Origin of the sequence: Actinoalloteichus sp. AHMU CJ021 (assembly GCF_002895405.1) — a bacterium.
GTDB classification, from domain to species: Bacteria; Actinomycetota; Actinomycetes; order Mycobacteriales; family Pseudonocardiaceae; genus Actinoalloteichus_B; species Actinoalloteichus_B caeruleus.
Genome location: NZ_CP025990.1, coordinates 3608278 through 3626128, shown reverse-complemented (window position 1 = coordinate 3626128; position 17851 = coordinate 3608278). Strand labels below are relative to the sequence as shown.

The 17851-nt window shown below is 70.7% G+C and carries 15 protein-coding genes, 1 tRNA gene, 1 pseudogene and 2 CRISPR repeat arrays; of the genes and pseudogenes, 8 read left to right on the top strand and 9 right to left on the bottom strand.

Going from position 1 to position 17851, the window contains the following annotated elements:
- Positions 1-171 precede the first annotated feature (171 nt).
- A complete protein-coding gene (locus C1701_RS15685) occupies positions 172-903 on the top strand; it encodes a chitinase (RefSeq protein WP_103056112.1) in 732 nt (243 codons plus the stop codon).
- A 321-nt stretch (positions 904-1224) separates the two neighbouring features.
- A complete protein-coding gene (locus C1701_RS15680) occupies positions 1225-2190 on the top strand; it encodes an amidohydrolase family protein (RefSeq protein WP_103056111.1) in 966 nt (321 codons plus the stop codon).
- 78 nt (positions 2191-2268) lie between these two features.
- Here C1701_RS15680 and C1701_RS15675 read toward each other — a convergent pair whose 3' ends face one another.
- Positions 2269-2766, bottom strand: coding sequence for a hypothetical protein (locus tag C1701_RS15675; RefSeq protein ID WP_103056110.1), 498 nt, complete (start codon positions 2764-2766; stop codon positions 2269-2271).
- Between the two features lie 150 nt (positions 2767-2916).
- On the opposite strand from C1701_RS15675, the gene C1701_RS15670 reads away from it, so the two are divergent.
- Positions 2917-3816, top strand: coding sequence for an alpha/beta fold hydrolase (locus tag C1701_RS15670; RefSeq protein WP_103056109.1), 900 nt, complete (start codon positions 2917-2919; stop codon positions 3814-3816).
- Positions 3817-3895: 79 nt separating this feature from the next.
- On the opposite strand, the gene C1701_RS27505 is transcribed toward C1701_RS15670, so the two are convergent.
- Together C1701_RS27505 and C1701_RS27500 are read right to left on the bottom strand one after the other, a co-directional pair.
- On the bottom strand, positions 3896-4054 hold the full coding sequence (locus tag C1701_RS27505) for a hypothetical protein (RefSeq protein WP_337661724.1): 159 nt from the start codon (positions 4052-4054) through the stop codon (positions 3896-3898).
- Between the two features lie 106 nt (positions 4055-4160).
- Positions 4161-4265, bottom strand: a pseudogene (locus C1701_RS27500) (MerR family DNA-binding transcriptional regulator); the annotation flags it as partial.
- 91 nt (positions 4266-4356) lie between these two features.
- Between C1701_RS27500 and C1701_RS15660 the strand changes: the two are divergent.
- Positions 4357-5160, top strand: coding sequence for an aminotransferase class IV family protein (locus C1701_RS15660; RefSeq protein WP_337661723.1), 804 nt, complete (start codon positions 4357-4359; stop codon positions 5158-5160).
- Positions 5161-5208: 48 nt separating this feature from the next.
- Here C1701_RS15660 and C1701_RS15655 read toward each other — a convergent pair.
- Positions 5209-5282: transfer RNA gene (locus C1701_RS15655), tRNA-Leu, on the bottom strand.
- Positions 5283-5554: 272 nt separating this feature from the next.
- On the opposite strand from C1701_RS15655, the gene C1701_RS15650 reads away from it, so the two are divergent.
- Positions 5555-5776 (top strand): DUF3618 domain-containing protein, encoded by a 222-nt coding sequence (locus tag C1701_RS15650; RefSeq protein ID WP_026418989.1) that lies wholly within the window; start codon positions 5555-5557, stop codon positions 5774-5776.
- A gap of 789 nt (positions 5777-6565) precedes the next feature.
- Positions 6566-9844, top strand: coding sequence for a S8 family serine peptidase (locus C1701_RS15645; RefSeq protein WP_253860259.1), 3279 nt, complete (start codon positions 6566-6568; stop codon positions 9842-9844).
- Between the two features lie 291 nt (positions 9845-10135).
- On the opposite strand, the gene C1701_RS27495 is transcribed toward C1701_RS15645, so the two are convergent.
- A complete protein-coding gene (locus tag C1701_RS27495) occupies positions 10136-10870 on the bottom strand; it encodes a hypothetical protein (RefSeq protein WP_337661722.1) in 735 nt (244 codons plus the stop codon).
- A gap of 191 nt (positions 10871-11061) precedes the next feature.
- On the opposite strand from C1701_RS27495, the gene C1701_RS15635 reads away from it, so the two are divergent.
- Positions 11062-12048: a DUF6319 family protein gene (locus C1701_RS15635; protein ID WP_337661721.1), complete on the top strand. Its 987-nt coding sequence runs from the start codon at positions 11062-11064 to the stop codon at positions 12046-12048.
- Between the two features lie 545 nt (positions 12049-12593).
- On the opposite strand, the gene C1701_RS27490 is transcribed toward C1701_RS15635, so the two are convergent.
- From C1701_RS27490 to C1701_RS15610, 4 genes are all read right to left on the bottom strand, one after another.
- Positions 12594-13160: a hypothetical protein gene (locus C1701_RS27490; protein WP_337661720.1), complete on the bottom strand. Its 567-nt coding sequence runs from the start codon at positions 13158-13160 to the stop codon at positions 12594-12596.
- A 297-nt stretch (positions 13161-13457) separates the two neighbouring features.
- Entirely contained in the window at positions 13458-13949 is a 492-nt protein-coding gene (locus C1701_RS15620) for a DUF3558 domain-containing protein (protein WP_337662301.1), read from the bottom strand.
- A 401-nt stretch (positions 13950-14350) separates the two neighbouring features.
- The gene (locus C1701_RS15615) at positions 14351-14905 is read right to left on the bottom strand and encodes a DUF3558 domain-containing protein (protein ID WP_103057064.1); all 555 of its coding nucleotides are present in this window, start codon (positions 14903-14905) and stop codon (positions 14351-14353) included.
- A 41-nt stretch (positions 14906-14946) separates the two neighbouring features.
- The gene (locus C1701_RS15610) at positions 14947-15267 is read right to left on the bottom strand and encodes a hypothetical protein (RefSeq protein WP_337661719.1); all 321 of its coding nucleotides are present in this window, start codon (positions 15265-15267) and stop codon (positions 14947-14949) included.
- 72 nt (positions 15268-15339) lie between these two features.
- Positions 15340-15795: a CRISPR direct-repeat array (repeat unit 28 nt; unit sequence GTCGTCCCCGCGCACGCGGGGCTGTTCC).
- Between the two features lie 373 nt (positions 15796-16168).
- Positions 16169-16866: a CRISPR direct-repeat array (repeat unit 28 nt).
- Positions 16867-17448: 582 nt separating this feature from the next.
- On the opposite strand from C1701_RS15610, the gene C1701_RS15605 reads away from it, so the two are divergent.
- On the top strand, positions 17449-17850 hold the full coding sequence (locus tag C1701_RS15605; protein ID WP_337661718.1) for an ImmA/IrrE family metallo-endopeptidase: 402 nt from the start codon (positions 17449-17451) through the stop codon (positions 17848-17850).
- Position 17851 lies beyond the last annotated feature (1 nt).

Genomic DNA, 17851 nt, shown 5'->3' with positions numbered 1-17851 from the left:
CGCTCAGACGTCCGGTTGACACTCGTTCGCTCCATTGACTGGTTCAGACCAACCCGGTTCAGTGAGGGGCGATCCCATCCGATCCCCCAAGCGAAGCGGCCGCCCCCTGCCCGCGTTCGTGCGCGTTCCCAGTTCCCCGGTGCGCTTCGCGCTGGACGAAGGAGCGATCACGTGTCCATCACACGCCTGGTGAAGGCAGTCGCCACCGTGGCGGCGGTGAGTGCCCTGCTGGTGTCCGCACCGATGACGACGAGCACGGCGACGGCCGAACCGGCCGCGCCGCAGGGCTTCGTGGTGAGCGAGGCCCAGTTCAACCAGATGTTCCCCAACCGGAACCCCTTCTACACGTACCAGGGGCTGACCGCCGCGCTCAGCTCCTACCCCGGCTTCACGAACACCGGGGACGAGACGACCCGGCGGCGGGAGGCCGCCGCGTTCCTGGCCAACGCCAGCCACGAGACCGGTGGGCTCGTGCACATCGTCGAGCAGAACGAGGCGAACTACCCGCACTACTGCGACTGGAGTCAGCCCTACGGTTGCCCGGCCGGGCAGGCCGCCTACTACGGGCGGGGTCCGATCCAGCTGAGCTGGAACTTCAACTACAAGGCGGCCGGCGACGCCCTGGGGCTCGACCTGCTCGGTAACCCCTGGCTGGTGCAGAACGACGCGTCGGTGGCCTGGCGGACGGCGCTCTGGTACTGGAACACCCAGAGCGGTCCCGGCACGATGACCCCGCACCACGCCATCGTCAACGGCCACGGTTTCGGCGAGACCATCCGCAGCATCAACGGGGCGCTGGAGTGCGACGGCGCCAACCCCGGCCAGGTGCAGAGCCGGGTCGACACCTACCAGCGCTTCACGCAGATCCTCGGCACCACGCCGGGCGGGAACCTGTACTGCTGATCCGGCGGCCGGCCGTTCCCGTGGAACGCGGATCGGTCAGCCCACCCACCACACGCACGTCGACGAGGTCCGTCCGGTGCTCCGGGCGGGCCTCGCCGCGTCGCCGTCCGGGGGAGGAGCTGCCTCGCCGTGCTGGGGGTCCGCCCCTCCGCCGGACGCGGAGCCCGGTGGGGACCGGTCGGACGTGCCGCGCCCACGCGCCGCCCGCCTCGCGTGACCGTCCACGGCATCCCTCGTGTCACTCGTTCGACGCGCCGCCGGCCTATAGTCCAGCAAGCGGTGCGGCTCGCCGCGCCCGGCCCGTCGACACGAGGAGCGTGAATGTCCGGCGGCAGAATCGACCTGCACGCGCACTACCTGCCGGACTTCTACCGGGAGGCGCTCGCCGAGTCCGGTCATGGGCGGCGGGCCGCCATCTCCTCGCTCCCGGAGTGGGACGAACAGCTCGCGTTGCGCACGATGGACCGGCTGGGCGTGCGCACGGCGATGCTGTCCGTCTCCACCCCGGGAGTCCACTTCGGGGACGCCGACCGCGCGGTCGACCTCGCCCGCCGGGTCAACGAGGAGGGAGCCCGGCTGGTCCGCGAGCATCCGGGCAGGTTCGGGTTCTTCGCCTCCCTGCCGCTACCCGAGGTGGAGCCGGCGGTCGCCGAGCTGCGCCACGCGTTCGACGTCCTGGGTGCCGACGGGGTGATCCTCCAGAGCAACCACCACGGTCTCTACCTGGGGGACGAGCGGCTCGAACCCGTCTACGCCGAGGTGGCGGCCCGGGGCTCGGTCGTCTTCGTCCACCCGGCGATGCCCTTCGTCGCCGAGCACCTGGCGCTGGGCTACCCGCAACCCGCGCTGGAGTTCCCCTTCGACACCACGAGATCGGTGGTGGACCTGGTGTTGTCCGGGGTGTTGGAGCGGCACCCCGACCTGCGGGTGGTCGTCTCCCACGCGGGTGCGGTGCTCCCGGTGCTGGCGAACCGGGTGGACCTGCTGGTCCCGATGTTGGCCGTGCCGAAGGGGCGCAGCACGCCGAGCCTGCGGGCCGCGATGCGTCGACTGCACTTCGACCTCGCCGGCGCCCCGGTGCCCGAGCTGTTGGGTGCGCTGCTCTCGCTGGCCGACCCGGACCGGCTGCACTACGGGAGTGACTACCCGTTCTTCCCCGCCGCGTTGGGCCGGGAGCTCGCGGACCGCCTCGCCGAGACCCCGCTGCTCGACGGGGAACTGCGCCGGGCCGTCTTCGAGGACAACGCCGTGCGCCTCTTCCCCCGCCTGGCGTCTCCCACCAGCTGAACCGGTAAGGCGTCCGGGCGCGGCTCGGGATGCCCGTGGCTGGTGCCCGTCTCCCCGTGCCGACACCTACTCGGCCGGTCAGCTCCGGTCCGCGCCGCTCCCCGGGTGGTGTGGCGCTTGCGGGAGGGCGTTGGCCCGCGACCGGTCGCGCACCGAGGAGGCGGTGACACCGCCGTCGGGGTGGCGCTCGAGTTTGCCCCGGTTCACCAGGTCGTGCACGCCCTGCCTGCTGATGCCGAGCATGGCGCCCGCGACGGGGTAGGAGAGGGCGTGGGCGCTGGGGTGTCCCACCCGGCGGGCGGTGATCGTCCCCAACGGGGTGCGCCACCAGTCCGCCGGTGGGTCGAAGGGGCCGTCGCCGGGGTACAGGGTGGCGATCACGCGGGTGATGGCGAGGATGGCTTCCGCGTCGTCGCCAGCGACCATCGCCCGTGCCCAGGCCGGGGCCCGTTCCCGCACCCGGTGTCGCAGCGCGTCGGCGGTGTCCGCGTCCTCGAGGAGGATCTCCAGCGGATCCACGCACCGGGCGTCGACCAGCGCGACGAGCTGGTCCCGCAGCGCGTTCTCCAGGGTCAACCACGCCTCCGTCCACGATGGGATCCCGCCGCTCGCGCCGCGGCTGGGCCGCCAGCCCAACTACTTGACGGCCGGCGACAAGTATTCTACGTTCTCGTCAACTACTTGACGAGTTCCGTCAAGTAGTTGACAAGGGTGGAGGAGCGGACGATGGTCGAGGAACGACACGTCGAGGGATCACCGAGGCTCGTGGTGCGGGACCACGGCGGCCAGCGGACCGGCCGCGACATCGTGGTGCTGCACGGATTCGGCGGGAACGCGCTCAACTGGGAGGCGTTCGTCCCACTGTTGACCAGCCGCCACCGGGTCGTCGCCTGCGACCTGCGTTGCCACGGCCGTTCCGGTGACGGCGCCTGGGACTGGGAGGCCCTCGTGGACGACGTCGACCGGGTCGTGGCCGACCTCGGCGCCGAGCGCCCGGTCGTCGTGGGCCACTCGCTCGGCGGTGCCGTCGCCACGCTCTGGGCCGGCCACCACCCGGAGGCGGCCGGGGCGGTGAACATCGACGGCTTCCGGGGGGTCGAGACCGAGGAACGGCACTACCTGGGGATCGACCCGGACGAGCTGGCGGCGCGCCTGGCCGAGCTCAGCGCCGACTTCGCGGCACAGGCGGCGGCGCTCGCCGAGCCGCTCCAGCCGGAGGCGGTCGAGGTCGCCCGCGCCCAGCACCGGACCGCCGGCGGGGACAGGGCCGTCGAGGCCTTCGACCGTGGCCTGGCCGTCCGGGACGGGCTGACGGTGGCACGCCCTGATCCCGGGACGGTGGCGGCCTTCCGCACGTGGATGGCCGCCCTCGACCTCACCGAGCCGCTCGCCGCCGCCCGGTGCCCGGTGCTGGTCCTCACGGCGACCCGCGACCTGCCCGAGGCCGACCGGTACGCCGACCTGCTCGCCGCGTGGCGGCGAGGTGTCGAACGGGACCTCGACTCCGTGGCGCGGACCAACCCCCGGGTGCGGGTCGAGCACGTCGCGGCCAGCCACGCCATGGTCCTGGAGTCTCCCGACATCATCGCGGGCCACGTCCTCGACTTCCTCGACATCCTCGGCTGACGCCGCGCTCCGCCGGGAGGGATCGCGACCAGCGCTCGCGCACCGAGGGGGAATCGCCTCCGCTGTCGGTGTTCGCGGTTCAGCCTGGTCCGATCCCCCTGGGCGGGGCCACCGGTCGTTCGTCGCTGGCGTCCTCGCTGGCGTCCTCCGTGGCGGCGAGCAGGTCGGCGAGTGCGGTCCGCGCGTGTCGCGGGGTGGTGAGCCGGTCGTCGATGTCCCGGAGCCGTTCGCGCGACATCGGCGCCGCACAGCGCTCCAGTGCCGGGCCCGGCCCCGGCGCAGGGCAGCACCTCCCGGATGGCGCTCGTGGTCAGGCCAGCGCCGAGCAGCGCCCTGATGTCATGAACGACGATCGGGGCGTCGTCGGCGTACCACCGGTGTCCGTGCCCCACGCGGTGCGAGGTCAGGAGTCCACGTTCCTCGTAGTAGCGCAGCAGTCGTGGGCTCACTCCGCTCAGCCGCGTCAGGTCACCGATCCGCACGTGATCTCCCTCATACGCGCTTGAACCTCACGTGGACGGCAGATCCTACGGTCCTCCCATGTCCTTTCACGTCGTGCAGCGCGATGGTCGGACGGCCACCGCCGATGAGTTGGCCCCACTCGCTTTCTCCGGCTACGCCCATTTCACCGCCATGCAGGTACGTGGCGGTCGGGTGCGTGGTCTGGATCTGCACCTCGATCGGTTGCGGACCGCTTCGGAGGAGCTGTTCGGGCGGGCGCTGCCCGAGGAACGGGTGCGGTCCCTGCTGCGCGCCGCGCTCGCGGCGGGGCCTGATGACCTCTCGCTGACGGCCACGGTGTACTCGCCGGCGGGCGAGTTCACCGCCGGCGGTGCTGGTGCGGAGTTGGAGGTGCTGGTTCGGACCGCCCCACCCGCGACCGGCCCCATCGGGCCGCTGGCGCTGATGGCCGTCGATCACGAACGGGTCCTTCCCGCCGTCAAGCACGTCGGTGAGGTCGCCAAGACGTACTTCCTCCGACAGGCCGTCGCGCGGGGTTTCGACGATGCCGTCTTCGTCGACCGCCGGAGCCGGCTCAGCGAGGCCACGATCTGGAACGTGGCCTTCTGGGACGGTGAGGCGGTGGTGTGGCCGGAGGCCCACGTGCTGGGTGGGACCACGATGGGGATCGTGCGCAGGGGCCTGGACCGGTTGGGCATCCCCCAGCGGAGCCAGCAGGTGCGGCTGGACGACCTGCCCGCGCTGTCCGGGGCCGTCGTGATGAACTCGTGGACTCCGGGAGTGGCGGTGGACCGCATCGGAGAGGTGCCGCTCCCGTCAGCCCCGCGCCTCCTGGAGCTGCTGCACCGCGCCTACCAGGAGGAACCGCTACTCGCTCCGTGAACCAGGGACCCACGTCCCACTGACCGGATTCGGAGTTCGGGGTGTTTGTGGGGCCGGTGGGACTCGAACCCACACTGGCACGGACCTAAACCGTGTGCCTCTGCCAATTGGGCTACGGCCCCCGCGCGCCGTTCCGACGCGGACCACAGGGTAACGGAAAGATCACTCTCGTGAGACGAGGGGGCGCGATTGTGTCAGCGAGACCACGTTCCCGTCGTCCCCGCCCGCGCGGGGTGCCCGTGACCGGCACCCGCCGCGCGTTCGCTCGCCCGACTGGCGTCCTCTACGGTGTCGGAAACAGGATCGCTGCTGGCCGCGTCGGGTGGTCGCCCGGCCGGTCCGGTCGTGCCGGTCGTGCACGAGTTCCTGGTCCGCACTGCTGTGAGGAGGAAACGTGGCTCGCGACCCCGACGAGATCGAGCGGGAGATCGAAGACGCTCGTACCGCGTTGGCCGGAACGCTCGACGAGCTGGGTAGCAAGGCGAACCCGCAGCGGTTCATCGAGTCTGGGAAGGCCAGTGCCCGGGAGAGGCTGGCGGACCCTCGGGTGAAGTACTCGTTGATGGCGATCGGTGCTCTGATCGCGTTCGCGTTGCTGCGCAGGCTGTTCCGCTGAGCGAGGTCGTCGGGGGCGGTGCCGGGTGCCGGCTCCGCCCCCGACCCGTGCCGGGGGTGGCTTCGGTCCGCACGTCGCGAACGGGTCCACTTCGGCTCGCTCCCGACGTTCCTCCTCCGAACGGCCGCGGTCCTCGCCCCCTCCGGCGGCGGTCCTGCCCACTCCGGGATCCGCTCCGGGCCGCACCGACGATGCCCCGAACGCGCGAGGCTCCCGTTCCGGCGGGCAGCGTTCCCCGGCCCGGGCCTGCCAGGACTCGTCCCGTTCCCTTCCGCCGCCTGCGGCGCGTGGTCGCGTGCCGAGAGGCTGGTCCTCCTCGCCCGCGCGTGCCAGGCGGTGCCGATCGCCCGCTCCGCCGTGGGGCTCCTGGCGCCCGCCGGTTTCCGCCGCTGGTGCGTGGCGGCTGGAGTGGCTGGCGGCCCCTTGCCCGAGGTCCCCAGTACGCATTCGCCGGTGTGGTGGGGCGTCGCCGCTTCCTGGCGGTGGACGTCGAGGGGCCGGGGCCGGAACTCCGGGCCAGCCGCGCGTGGCCGGGCGGGCGTCGCCTGACCGGCAGCCGGCGGTGGGGAGGCGGGGAACCGCCGCGCGGTCATGCGTTCGCCTGGGGCGGTGGCGAATCCCCTGCGCTTTTCGTCTGATCGGCCGCCGCCGGTCACCGTCGTCCTGTTCTGCCGGAGCGACCACAGTTCTGTCTACTGTGGATGTTTCTGTTCCTCCCTCGAACAAGGGTGGAGGAGCGTTCCGCTGGTCCTCATCGGCCGGCGCGGCAACGACAGGAAGTGGGAGTTCATGGGAGCACGACGACGAAGAGCGGCGGGGAGCGCCCTGCTGCTCACGGCGGGGCTGGCCCTGGGTGGTGCGACCACCGCCACCGCCGGAACCCCGGACCTCGGCGTCCGGGCGGAGGCACCGGGAACCTTCGAGACGTTGACCCTCGTCACCGGGGACCACCTGCACGTCCGCCAGCTCGGCGGCGGACGGCTGGCGACGACGGTGCGACCAGCGCCGGGCCGCGAGCACGTCCAGTTCCTGCACCGCACCGTGGGCGGCCGGACGACGATCGTGCCGTCCGACGCGGAGCGCCTGGTGCGGACCGGAGTGCTGGACCAGCGGTTGTTCGACGTCCACGGCCTGCTGGAACAGGGGTTCGGCGATGCCGGACCGCTGCCACTGATCGTCGCCTACCAGCGGGGAAACGACCCGGGGGCGGGGGTGTCGGTGTTCTCGGGGGAGGCGAGCACCGGACGGGTGTTGACCAGCGTCAACGCGGTGGCGGTTCACCCCGGTGAGGACTCCGCCGACGTGGTGTGGGCCGAGCTCACCAACGACGCCACCGAACCGAGGGCGTTCTCCGGCGGCGTCGACCGGGTCTGGCTCAACGGTCGGGCGCGGGTGCTGGACGAGGAGAGCAACGCCCAGGTGGGGGCGCCGGAGGTGTGGGAGGCCGGCTACACCGGTGCCGGAGTGACGGTCGCCGTCCTCGACGGCGGGTACGACCCGGACCATCCCGACCTGGTCGACGCGGTGGTGGAGGCCGTGGACTTCACCGACCCGGCTGGCACGGCGGCGGACGGCTTCGGGCACGGCACCCACGTCGCCGCCACCGTGGCTGGGCGGGGTGCCGCCTCGGACGGGGCGCACCGAGGTGTCGCGCCGGACGCGGACCTCGTCGTCGGCAAGGTCTGCGACGACTCCGGGTACTGCCCGGAGGACGCGATCATCGCGGGCATGGAGTGGGCGGCCGCCGGCGACGCGGTCGCGGTGAACCTGAGCCTGGGCATCGGGCCCACCGACGGCACCGACCCGATGTCGGTAGCGGTCGACACCCTCACCGAGGACACGGGCACCTTGTTCGTCGCCGCGGCCGGCAACGATGGCTGGGACATGACCGTCAGCTCGCCGGCGGCGGCGGACGCGGCGCTGGCCGTGGGCAGCGTGACGAAGTCCGACGAGCTCAGCGACTTCTCCAGCCGGGGTCCTCGGGTCGGGGACTGGGCGGTGAAGCCGGAGATCGCGGCACCGGGTTCGGGGATCGTGTCCGCGCGGGCGGCGGGTACCGCGATGGGGTCGCTGGTGGACGAGCACCACACCTCGGCGGACGGGACGTCGATGGCGTCTCCACACGTGGCCGGGGCGGTCGCGTTGTTGGCCGAGGCGAACCCCGAGTGGCGGGCCCGGGAGTTTCGCGCCGCGTTGATGGCCGCCGCCGAACCGCTGGCGGGGGTACCGGTGAGCGGTCAGGGCGCGGGCCGGCTGGATGTGGCCCGTGCGATGCGGCAGTCGGTGGTGGCGGAGCCGTCGTCGCTGTCCCTGGGGAACTTCACGTGGCCGAGGGACGGTGAGGAGCCGGCGGCCGGCACGGTCACCTACCGCAACACCGGGGAGGAGGACCTCATCCTCGACCTGGCTGTCGACCTGGTGACCGAGGACGGCGAGGCGGTACCCGCCGACCTCGTCGAGCTGTCGGTGAGCGACCTGCTGGTCCCGGCCGGCGGAGCCGCCGGAGCAACCGTGACGGTCGACGTCGCCCACGGCACCACCGGCTACCTCAGTGGGACGCTGCGCGCCACCGCCGAGGGCGGCGTGGCGGTCTCGACCCCGGTCGGCCTGCACCTCGAGCCGGAGAGCTACGACCTGGGGGTGGACGTCCTCGACCGGGACGGGCGGTCCACGTCGCGGGCCGCGCTGCTGGTGGAGGACGCCGACACCGGGTACTCCTACTACCTGGAGGCGGACGGGAACGGGGACTACGCCGTCCGCCTGCCCGGCGGCACCTACAACCTCCTCGCCCGGATCGGTGACGACACCTCCGACGAATACACCTACGTCGTCGAGCGGGCGGTCCAGCTGACCTCGGATGCCCGGGTCACCGTCGACGCCACCCCGGCGGTCCCCATCGAGGTGCGCACGGAACGCCCCTCGGAGCTGCGGTACCACGACAGCGCCCTGCTCAGCGAGGATCGGCAGTCCAGCCTGGGCGCCCTCGGGTTCGGCACCAAGCAGAAGTACGCGGTCCCGGCCCGTGGTTCGTTCGCCCTGAACTACAAGCCGACGCTGGTGTCCTCCTCCGAGGACGAGTACCGATACCACCTGGCCACCCAGTTCGTCGACGAGATCCCGGCCGAGCCCGTGCTGGCGCCTCGGGACGAGGAGCTGGCCGAGGTGACCTCGCGCTACCAGGCGCAGGGAGTGGCCGCCGCCGGGCTCAGGACGGTGGTGGGGCAGCTGGTGGACGACTGGTCCCTGTTCGGGTTCGGCCTTCCGGTCGACGTGCCCGGCTCGGGCACCGACTACCACTCGGTCACCGACGACGTCGAGTGGCGCGAATACCTTGGGTTCCAGGACGACCTCGGCGAGAACTACGAGGAGACCGGTCGGGTCTCGGTGTATGCGGCGGGAGCGGCGTCGATCAGGTGGAACACCGCTCCGGTGACGATCCTCGGGGAGGGACGGCGCACCGGTGACGACCTGACGTTCTCGCCCCGGTACTTCGTCACCTCCGACACCGACCAGTACTACGGGTACGGCTCTGCCGACGTGTTCGCCGGTGAGCTGACCCTCTCCGACGAGCAGGGGGTGCTCGCCTCCAGCGACGAGTACGGCTTCCTGCGCGCTCCGGTCCCGAGCGAGCCCGGGATGTACACGCTGGAGGCCACGGCCACGAGGAACGTGGAGTGGTCGATGCTGGGCACCTCGGCGCGGGCCCGGTGGACCTTCCGCAGTGAGAACCCGGGGACCGAGGGACCAACCGGTCTGCCCCTGATGGGGGTCCGGTTCACCTCGGTCGCGACCGTCGACGATCCGCTCGGGGTCCTGCCTGGGAACGGGGAGCACGCGTTTGCCGTGACGGTCGAGGACACCGCCGGTGGGATCGCCGAGCTGGCGGTCGAGTACTCGGTGGACGACGGGGAGACCTGGGAGCCGCTGGAGGTCGTCGACGGCGTGGTCTCGGTGGTGCACCCGGCGGAGGGCTTCGTGTCACTGCGGGCCAGGGCAGCGGACTCCGAGGGCAATTCCGTGGAGCAGGCGGTAATCCGCTCGTACCAGGTCGGTCCCTCGACACGGTGAGTCGGAGGGGCGGCACGGCTCCTGGCTTCCCGCTCCGCCCCTTCGCACTGGCCGACGACGGCGGACGTCCGCCACTCGCCCCGTCACCGCCCCGAGGCATGGCATGGCGGGCGCATGCTCGGGCGAGTGGTGACCAACGCGACGAGGGGTGGGTTGGAGAGGCCATGCGTCCCGGACCGGGTGGGTCGGCGGTCACGGCGGTCTCCGACTGATCCGCTGAGCCCGGTGTCGGCGGGCCTGGGTGCGGGGCGGGGCCGCTCGACCGGCCCCGCCCCGGCTCGGCCGCCGCTACTAGCTCGCCCGCTTCCCGCGCCTCGTCGCGGAGTCGGAGCGGGACCGCTTCTTCCGCGTGGCCCCGCCCTCGCCCTCCGTCGGCTTCGTTCCCCCGCCACCGGTGCTCGTGTCGGCCGCCGGGGCGGAACGGTCGAACCCCGGCCCGGTCGACGATGCGGCCTGGTCGGGCTCGTCCTCCTCCTCGCCCGCCTGGTCGGCCTCCCCGGCGGCCGGCGCCGACGGCGACTGGACGTCGGTCGTGGTCTCCTCCTCCTCGCCCGTCGCCGGAGGAGGTACCTCGGTCCCCGCCTCGTCGGTCGACGCGGTCCGCGCCGCCCCGGCCTCGGCGTCCACCGGCGGATCAGCAGCCTGCCCGGAAACATCAGACCCACCAGTCACACCGGCCACAGTGGACTTCTCTTCGCCGACGGGGGCGACTGGTTGCTGATCTTGATCGGCTACAGTGTCCGAACCGGACTGGGCGGCGGTCTTCCGCTCGGTGTCGCCGTGGTCCCGAGGTGCCACGTGCCTGGCGTACAGGTAGGCACGGGTGAAGGCAACGGCGTCACCGTCAAGCAGGTGCACTGCGACGGGATGTCCGCCGGAGAGTTCCTCGATCAGTTCGTCGGCGCGGGCCCGCGCCGCGAGCAGGCCGGACGCGTGGTCGGTCCGGGAACTCTCCTCGCCAACCACGGTGACCGTCCAGTCCTCCCCGTCCTGCACGTAGTTGACCGTGATGGGTGCAAGTTCCATGGTGCTACTCCCCTCCCACATGGCCTCATCGTCCGTCCGGATGACGGGACCCGCATGGTGGGAGCGGAACGGCACGCTGTAAGGCCGTTACTGAGGGTGTCGGCCCCCTCTGACGGGTGAAAGTGGTGTGCGTGGAGGGTGTCGGTCCGGTGCGACACCCTGGCAGCGCGCGCCGTGATCAAGGAGAAGCGATGCCGAAAGTGCTGTCCCAGCAGGATCTTCAATACTTGACGGAGGAGCTCGCCGCCGGACGCCAGCCCCCGGTCTGGTTCACGTCCCGTGCGGTGGGGGTCGAGGCGGGCAAGTCCGGCAAGGTCGTGGGCCTGGGCGACCCGGCGGACGGCGACTTCATCCAGGTCACTCCCACCGGGTCCCAGGACACCCTGACCTTCTCCACCAGCGAGCTCACGCTCGAGAAGCCGGGGCGGAAGCGCAAGGACGGCAAGAACGCCGCGCCGGCGGCGAAGAAGCCGGCCAACCCCCCGAGCCCCACGTTCTCCGCCGCGCCCGGCGCGGCGTTGCCCAAGTCCCCATCCACGAGCGGAGGTTCCGTGTCCGAACAGTCATCGACGTCCCAGTCCGGGAGTTCGAAGGCGAAGGCGGGAAGCGCCAAGAAGGCCAAGGCGCCCACGGCCGCGGTACTCACCCTGACGTCCACCCAGGACGGCCTCTGGACGGCCGAGGTCACGCTGGGCACCAAGAAGGCGGTCAAGCCGACGACCGTCAGCCCGGCCGCCGTGTCGCAGGCCGTCGCGCTGCTCCACGAGGACGTCGAGGCCGCGATCGAGCCAGTCCTGGAGGCGGCTCGCGAGCAGCACCGGGCGCGCGTCGAGCAGTTGCAGGCCGAGCTGGAGGAGGCGAGGCGCCTCCTCGGCGAGCTCACCCCGCAGCCGGCGGCCGCGGAGGAGTCCGAGCCGGCCGATGGGCCGTCGGACGTCGCCCCGGCCCCCGAGGTCGAGGCCGCGCCGGCCCCGGTCGCCGAGGTGGCCCCGCAGCCACCGGCCGAGGCACCGGAGGTGCCGGCGGGCACGCCCGCCGAGACCGCCGTGGCCGAATCCGCCCCCGAGGCGGCGGCGTCGGTCGTCGCGGCAGCTCCCACGCCGGAGGCGACGGCGGCCGAGGCGACGGGTGAGACCGCCCCGGCGCCCACGCCGCAGCCCGTCGGCGCCAGCAGCTGAACCACCGCGCCCACTCCCGGCCGGCTTCGCCCTCGCGGCGGGGCCGGCCGGTCCGCGTCGCCCAACCGCAGGCCGGGCGGCGTCCGCGTGGCGCTGCGGTCGGGAAGGGACGGCGACATGGGAGGTTCCGGCCCGCTGACCAGGCCCGCCCAACGTCCGTTTCGGTAGTATCGCGCGTCGCACGAGAAGGGGACGCGGCGCGAATGCGGTGATACGAACGCGGTCATGTTCCGCGAGAGTTCCACCATCGCGCAGATTTCCTTTCCCTGATTCCGGGTGTTCCTTCGTCGTCGGTGGTGGTGCCTGCTGCACGGACCTCGCCCGCGATCCCTCCATCGGATCTCGACGCGACGGGGGACCGCCGCCGCGCCCTGGTGGAGGTGGTGGCGCAGGGCTCCCCGAGGTTCGGCCAGCTCGTTGCGTGGTCGGGCGGTCGGCCGGTCGCCACGTGTTTTGGTGGACGCCGTTCGGTCGGACCTCGGCAATGTGGTCACTGTTCCGCCGCAGCCGTTCGGAATGACGCCAAGATCGTCTTCCTGGACCGGTCAGTATGTGAACGTACTCGCCGTCAGCAAATCCCGAGTGAGGTTCCGCGCGATGCCACGCGGGGGCTCACGAGGGCGACGCCAAGGAAGCGGGAGTTCATGCGACCACGACGACTGACAGCGGCGGGGGGTGCGGTGTTGATAGGAACCGAGGGACGACCAGGGCACGTCCCGCGTCGCGTTCGCCTCCACCGTGAACTCGGCCGGTCCGCTGGGCAGCGGCGCGATCAGGTAGGCGACGTCCTCACTGGAGGCGATGACCTCACCCTCGTGGGAAAGGGTCACCTCCCCGGTCACGCCCCCGTCCGAGCCGCCGTAGACGTCGTAGAAGTCGGCGTCGGAGGTCGTGAAGAGGCTCGATCCGATCATGACCTCGTCGCCGAATCGCTGGGCGAGTCCCCGCACGGTGAGCGGAGCCAGGTTCCAGGAGCTCTCGGAGGAACCCGTCGAGGACTCCACCGTGGGACCCACCGCGACCGCAGTCCCCTGCTCCGCGCTCGCGCAGGCAGACAGCAGCCCCACCAGCCCCAGGGCTGTTCCCCACACACCCACACCCCTGCGCCTCACGCCTCATCCCCTCCCAGCCAGCCGAAAGCAGACACGTTCTGCTCATCCACAGCCTGAATACGCCGAGCACTGGCTCGGACGGCCGCCGACAACTCCGTCAACGCCTCGATGTGGGCAGTCCCTTGGGGACCATCGTAGAAGCAAACTACCGGCCGCCACCTACCACGGACACCGCACATTCCGTTGCCCGCCGCCCACGACGAGGACTGAATGAGAGCAGTGCCCTCGGCGCACCAAGGATTCGGGAGCGTCCAGATTCGGGTCACCCACACCCGAGGGACACCACCGTCAGCCTGGTCAGCCCGAAGACCGAGGCAACAACGGCTCCACCGCCGCCGCGGTGTCCTCCGCTAGGGCGCACGCCTCCTCGAGTGTCTCCGCGTAATCCACAACAGCTGACACATGGGCCTGCTCACTCAAATCCATTGAAATCTGACAATGCTGCGCTGCGGGTTTGTCAATGACGCGGAGTGCGCGCAACGGCCCCACGCTGATCTCTTCAACCGTGTAGTTCGTCAGATTCAGCTGATCAACGCCGCGCATCCAGTTCAGGTGAATCGTCAAGACCGGACGCGCGCCGCCCGGAAAACGATAGCGGCAGTCGTAGGACAGGCCGACGTCATCGAACGTGGCACTCTCCGGGTCGAAGCCCAGGGCGGTTATTTCCTCGTCACTGAGGATCTCACAGGGCAACATCTCCGACAGCTCCGCCGCCACATCCACCCCCGGCTGCTCACCGGGACCCCCACCCACCGACGGATCGGCGCTCCCCGGAAGGGAGGAACCCACCGTCGGCCCCACGGCCACTGCGGTCCCCTGCTCCGCGCTCGTACAGGCAGACAGCAATCCCACCAGTCCCAGCGCTGTTCCCCACACACCCACACCCCTGCGCCTCACGCCTCATCCCCTCCCAGCCGGTTGAACTCGGCTGCGTTCTGCTCATCCACAGCCTGAATACGCCGAGCACTGGCTCGAACGCCGCCGACAACTCCGTCAACGCCCGAACAGCAGTTCAGCCCTACTGGAATCGCCACCCGCCAGGCTCCCCGTTGCCGACCCCAGTCCATGAGGGGAGCGCGAAAGCCAAACGACCCCAACCTCCGAGCCAGGCATGCCGAAAAACCCCTCCCATCGAACCACCTCGGTCGAGGGGAGTCACTCTCACTCGTGGAGTAGTACCGTTTTCCCGGTTACCCCGAGGACCGAGGCAGCTCAGGCTCCACCGCCGCCGCCACCTGTTCCGCTAGGTCACAAGCCTGTTCGGCCGTCCCCGCATAATGCACGGAGATTGTTACATGGGCCTGCGAGCTAAGCGCCAACGACATCTGACAGTGCTCCGATTCGGGTTTGTCAACGATCCTGAGCGCCCGCAACGACCCTACACTTGTCTCCTCGGATGTATAATTAGTCAAGTCCAGTTGATCAACGCTTCGCTTCCAATTGAGGTCGATGGCCATGAGCGTGAGTCCCCCACTTGGCCAACGGTAACTACAGGCATAGGACAGGCCGACGTCATCAAACGAAGCGCTCTCCGGATCAAAACCCAGGGCGGTTATTTTCTCGTCACTGAGGATCTCACAGGGCAACATTTCCGACAGCTCCGCCGCCACATCCACCCCCGGCTGCTCGCCGGGACTCCCACCCACCGACGGATCGGCGCTCCCCGGAAGGGAGGAACCCACCGTCGGCTCCACGGCCACTGCGGTTCCTCGTTCCGCGCTCGTACAGGCAGACAACAGTCCCACCAGTGCCAGGGCTGTTCCCCACACACCCACACCCCTGCGCCTCACGCCTCATCCTCTCCCAGCCGGTTGAACTCGGCTGCGGTCTGTTCATCCGCGGCCTGAGTACGCCGGGCACTGGCTCGGATGGCCGCCGCCAACTCCGTCAACGCCTCGATGTACAGCTCGAGATTCTCCTTAGCGGACTGCGGCGTCCCAGCAGCGCTGAGCCTGGTCTGCGCGGACATCTGCAGGGCCACCGGGCTCGAACCGAGGGGGACGTTCTGATTCAGTCGGTCGACCCGGCGCCGCCGGTCCACTGCTCTCTCGGCTATCGCGTCGATCTTCCTCGCCATTGATTCGGCGCTCTCGGGATCGATCGACACCTTACCGGCGGCAGCGGCCGCGCTGTGAATGAGAATCGGTCGTGTCGCTCGTAACGCCGCAGGTCAAGAAGTGTCGTCCCCGCGCACGCGGGGCTGTTCCGTGTGGTATCCGAGTAGCCCGCCGTGGACCTCAGTCGTCCCCGCGCACGCGGGGCTGTTCCTTCCGTGCTGACCTGGCTTCGTCAGTGGTCAAGGTCGTCCCCGCGCACGCGGGGCTGTTCCCGTCGTCCGCGGTGAACCCTCCCCGCACCTCAGCGTCCTCCCCGCGCACGCGGGGCTGTTCCATGTCTACCCCCCTCTTGGGTCCTTAACGTTCGTCCTCCCCGCGCACGCGGGGCTGTTCCCTCCACCACGCCACCCGCCGCACGGCCCGTGCGGTCCTCCCCGCGCACGCGGGGCTGTTCCGCACTGCTACGCCGACGCCGTGAAGGCCGCCAGGGTCCTCCCCGCGCACGCGGGGCTGTTCCCGACTGGGTGAGAAACAGCCGCTGCCCGTCGAAGTCCTCCCCGCGCACGTGGGGCTGTTCCCAGGTGGCGGCCGTCCGTCAACCCGCCACGTCGTCCCCGCGCGAAGCTGGTCCCGAGGATTGATGGGGTCTCCGCGCTCAGCTGCAGCGAGAAGCGCGCCCCCCAGTTCCGCCACCGCTGAGGGAGGGAAGGCCGCCGCCCGTCAGGCGCGGAGGGCTGTCCGCCGCCCGTGCCCTTGAGGCATCGCGGGCGAACGTGGGAACCTGGGTGAGGTGTCGCTAGGCTTGTTCGGGAGGTAGCGAACACCGACCCCGCCTCCGGGGAGCTGGCCGCCGGCCGCCGTGCCGATCCCCAGTGAGGTTCCCGAGGTGGAAATGCCAGAAAATGTGAATGAAAACCGGGCCGGGTCGCGGTAAACCCGCAGGTCAAGAAGTGTCCTCCCCGCGCACGCGGGGCTGTTCCGCCCCTCCGGGTCGCGTGACCTGACTGTCCCGGGTCCTCCCCGCGCACGCGGGGCTGTTCCTACGTCCTCTGGCTGACCGACGGAGAGGAGTACGTCCTCCCCGCGCACGCGGGGCTGTTCCCCCCGGGACCCTGCCGGCCATCCCCGGATACGGGTCCTCCCCGCGCACGCGGGGCTGTTCCTTTGCAGCACCAGGTTGCACATCTGCCTACAGGGTCCTCCCCGCGCACGCGGGGCTGTTCCGACGACGACGCCGCCGCTGGGTGAGAACGGAGTCCTCCCCGCGCACGCGGGGCTGTTCCCGCAATGGACGACATGGTGTGGGTGGGCCTCAAGTCCTCCCCGCGCACGCAGGGCTGTTCCGCGAACCCGACCGCCGCCCCCTCCACATAGGACGTCCTCCCCGCGCACGCGGGGCTGTTCCGTTCCTGTTGGACCCGGAGATGATCTTGTCCAGGTCCTCCCCGCGCACGCGGGGCTGTTCCGCGGACGAGGCGTGGGCCGCCCAAGAGGCCATCGTCCTCCCCGCGCACGCGGGGCTGTTCCTCTCGCGAAGCGCGCCATGCTGTCCGTGAGTACGTCCTCCCCGCGCACGCGGGGCTGTTCCCGCGTTCTCATCCACAGGTCTCCCCCTGTCGACGTCCTCCCCGTGCACGCGGGGCTGTTCCGGTCCTCGCGCTGGATATACCGTTGGGGACGCCGCCCTCCTCCGCCCAGGAGCTTGCCCGGTCGGGCTCGTCCATGAGCTGGACCCTCGGTGGGTCGAGTGTCGGATGTGGAGCTGACGGGCAACGCAGGGCGCACAGACCGGCCAGCTGGTCCAGATGGCGGCCATCGCCTGCCGGCCCTTGTCGAGGTCGCGTACCGCGAGGACGACACACGCCCCGTGTGCGGCGAGGATCGCCTACTGAATCGTTCCTCCCACCGGGTGACGATGCGGTGCGAAGCACGGACTTTCCTTTCCCCGAGCTGTCACGCGTCCTACCGTGGCAGGCCCAGGCTTGCGCGAACTTGGGGCTGAGGAGGAACGGTGATGGCTGAGCACCGCTGGTCAGCGATGCTGTGCCCCGTGCGAGACGGTGGCCAGCTCAGATTGCGCTGTGGGTGTCATGCGCGGGCACACAGCCGCTGAGCGGGTCGCGCGAACCGCGCTCGCACGAGTCAGCCTGCCTGTCCCCTGGACGGTTGACGCTTTCGTCGACAGGGTGGGTCAGCTCAGGCAACGTCCAGTCGAAGTGGTTCCCCAGACCATGAGCCGGTACAGCAGCATCGCCTGCGGCTTGTGGATCGCCGGCCCTGACGAGGACATGATCGTGGTGGACGACACCTCCAGCCCATTGCATCGCGAGCACACGATTCTGCACGAGGTCGGCCACATGCTGTGCGGGCACCAGGGGACGACGCTCGGCCGGGGGCTCGCCGGCCCATCGCGTGCGACATCGCAGTTGGTGAGCGACCTTCTCCAGGACGCTCGTGACGGGTCCACCAGAGTGCTGCACCGCGAGTACTACGGGGACAAGGCCGAGCTCGAAGCGGAGACCTTCGCATACCTGGTCTGGCGACGAGTGGGAGAGCAGCTGCTGGCTCCCCTCGGGGCTCGAGGCCGACTGGACTCAGCACTGGCCGGACGAGGAGGAGCCACTCATGCCTAGG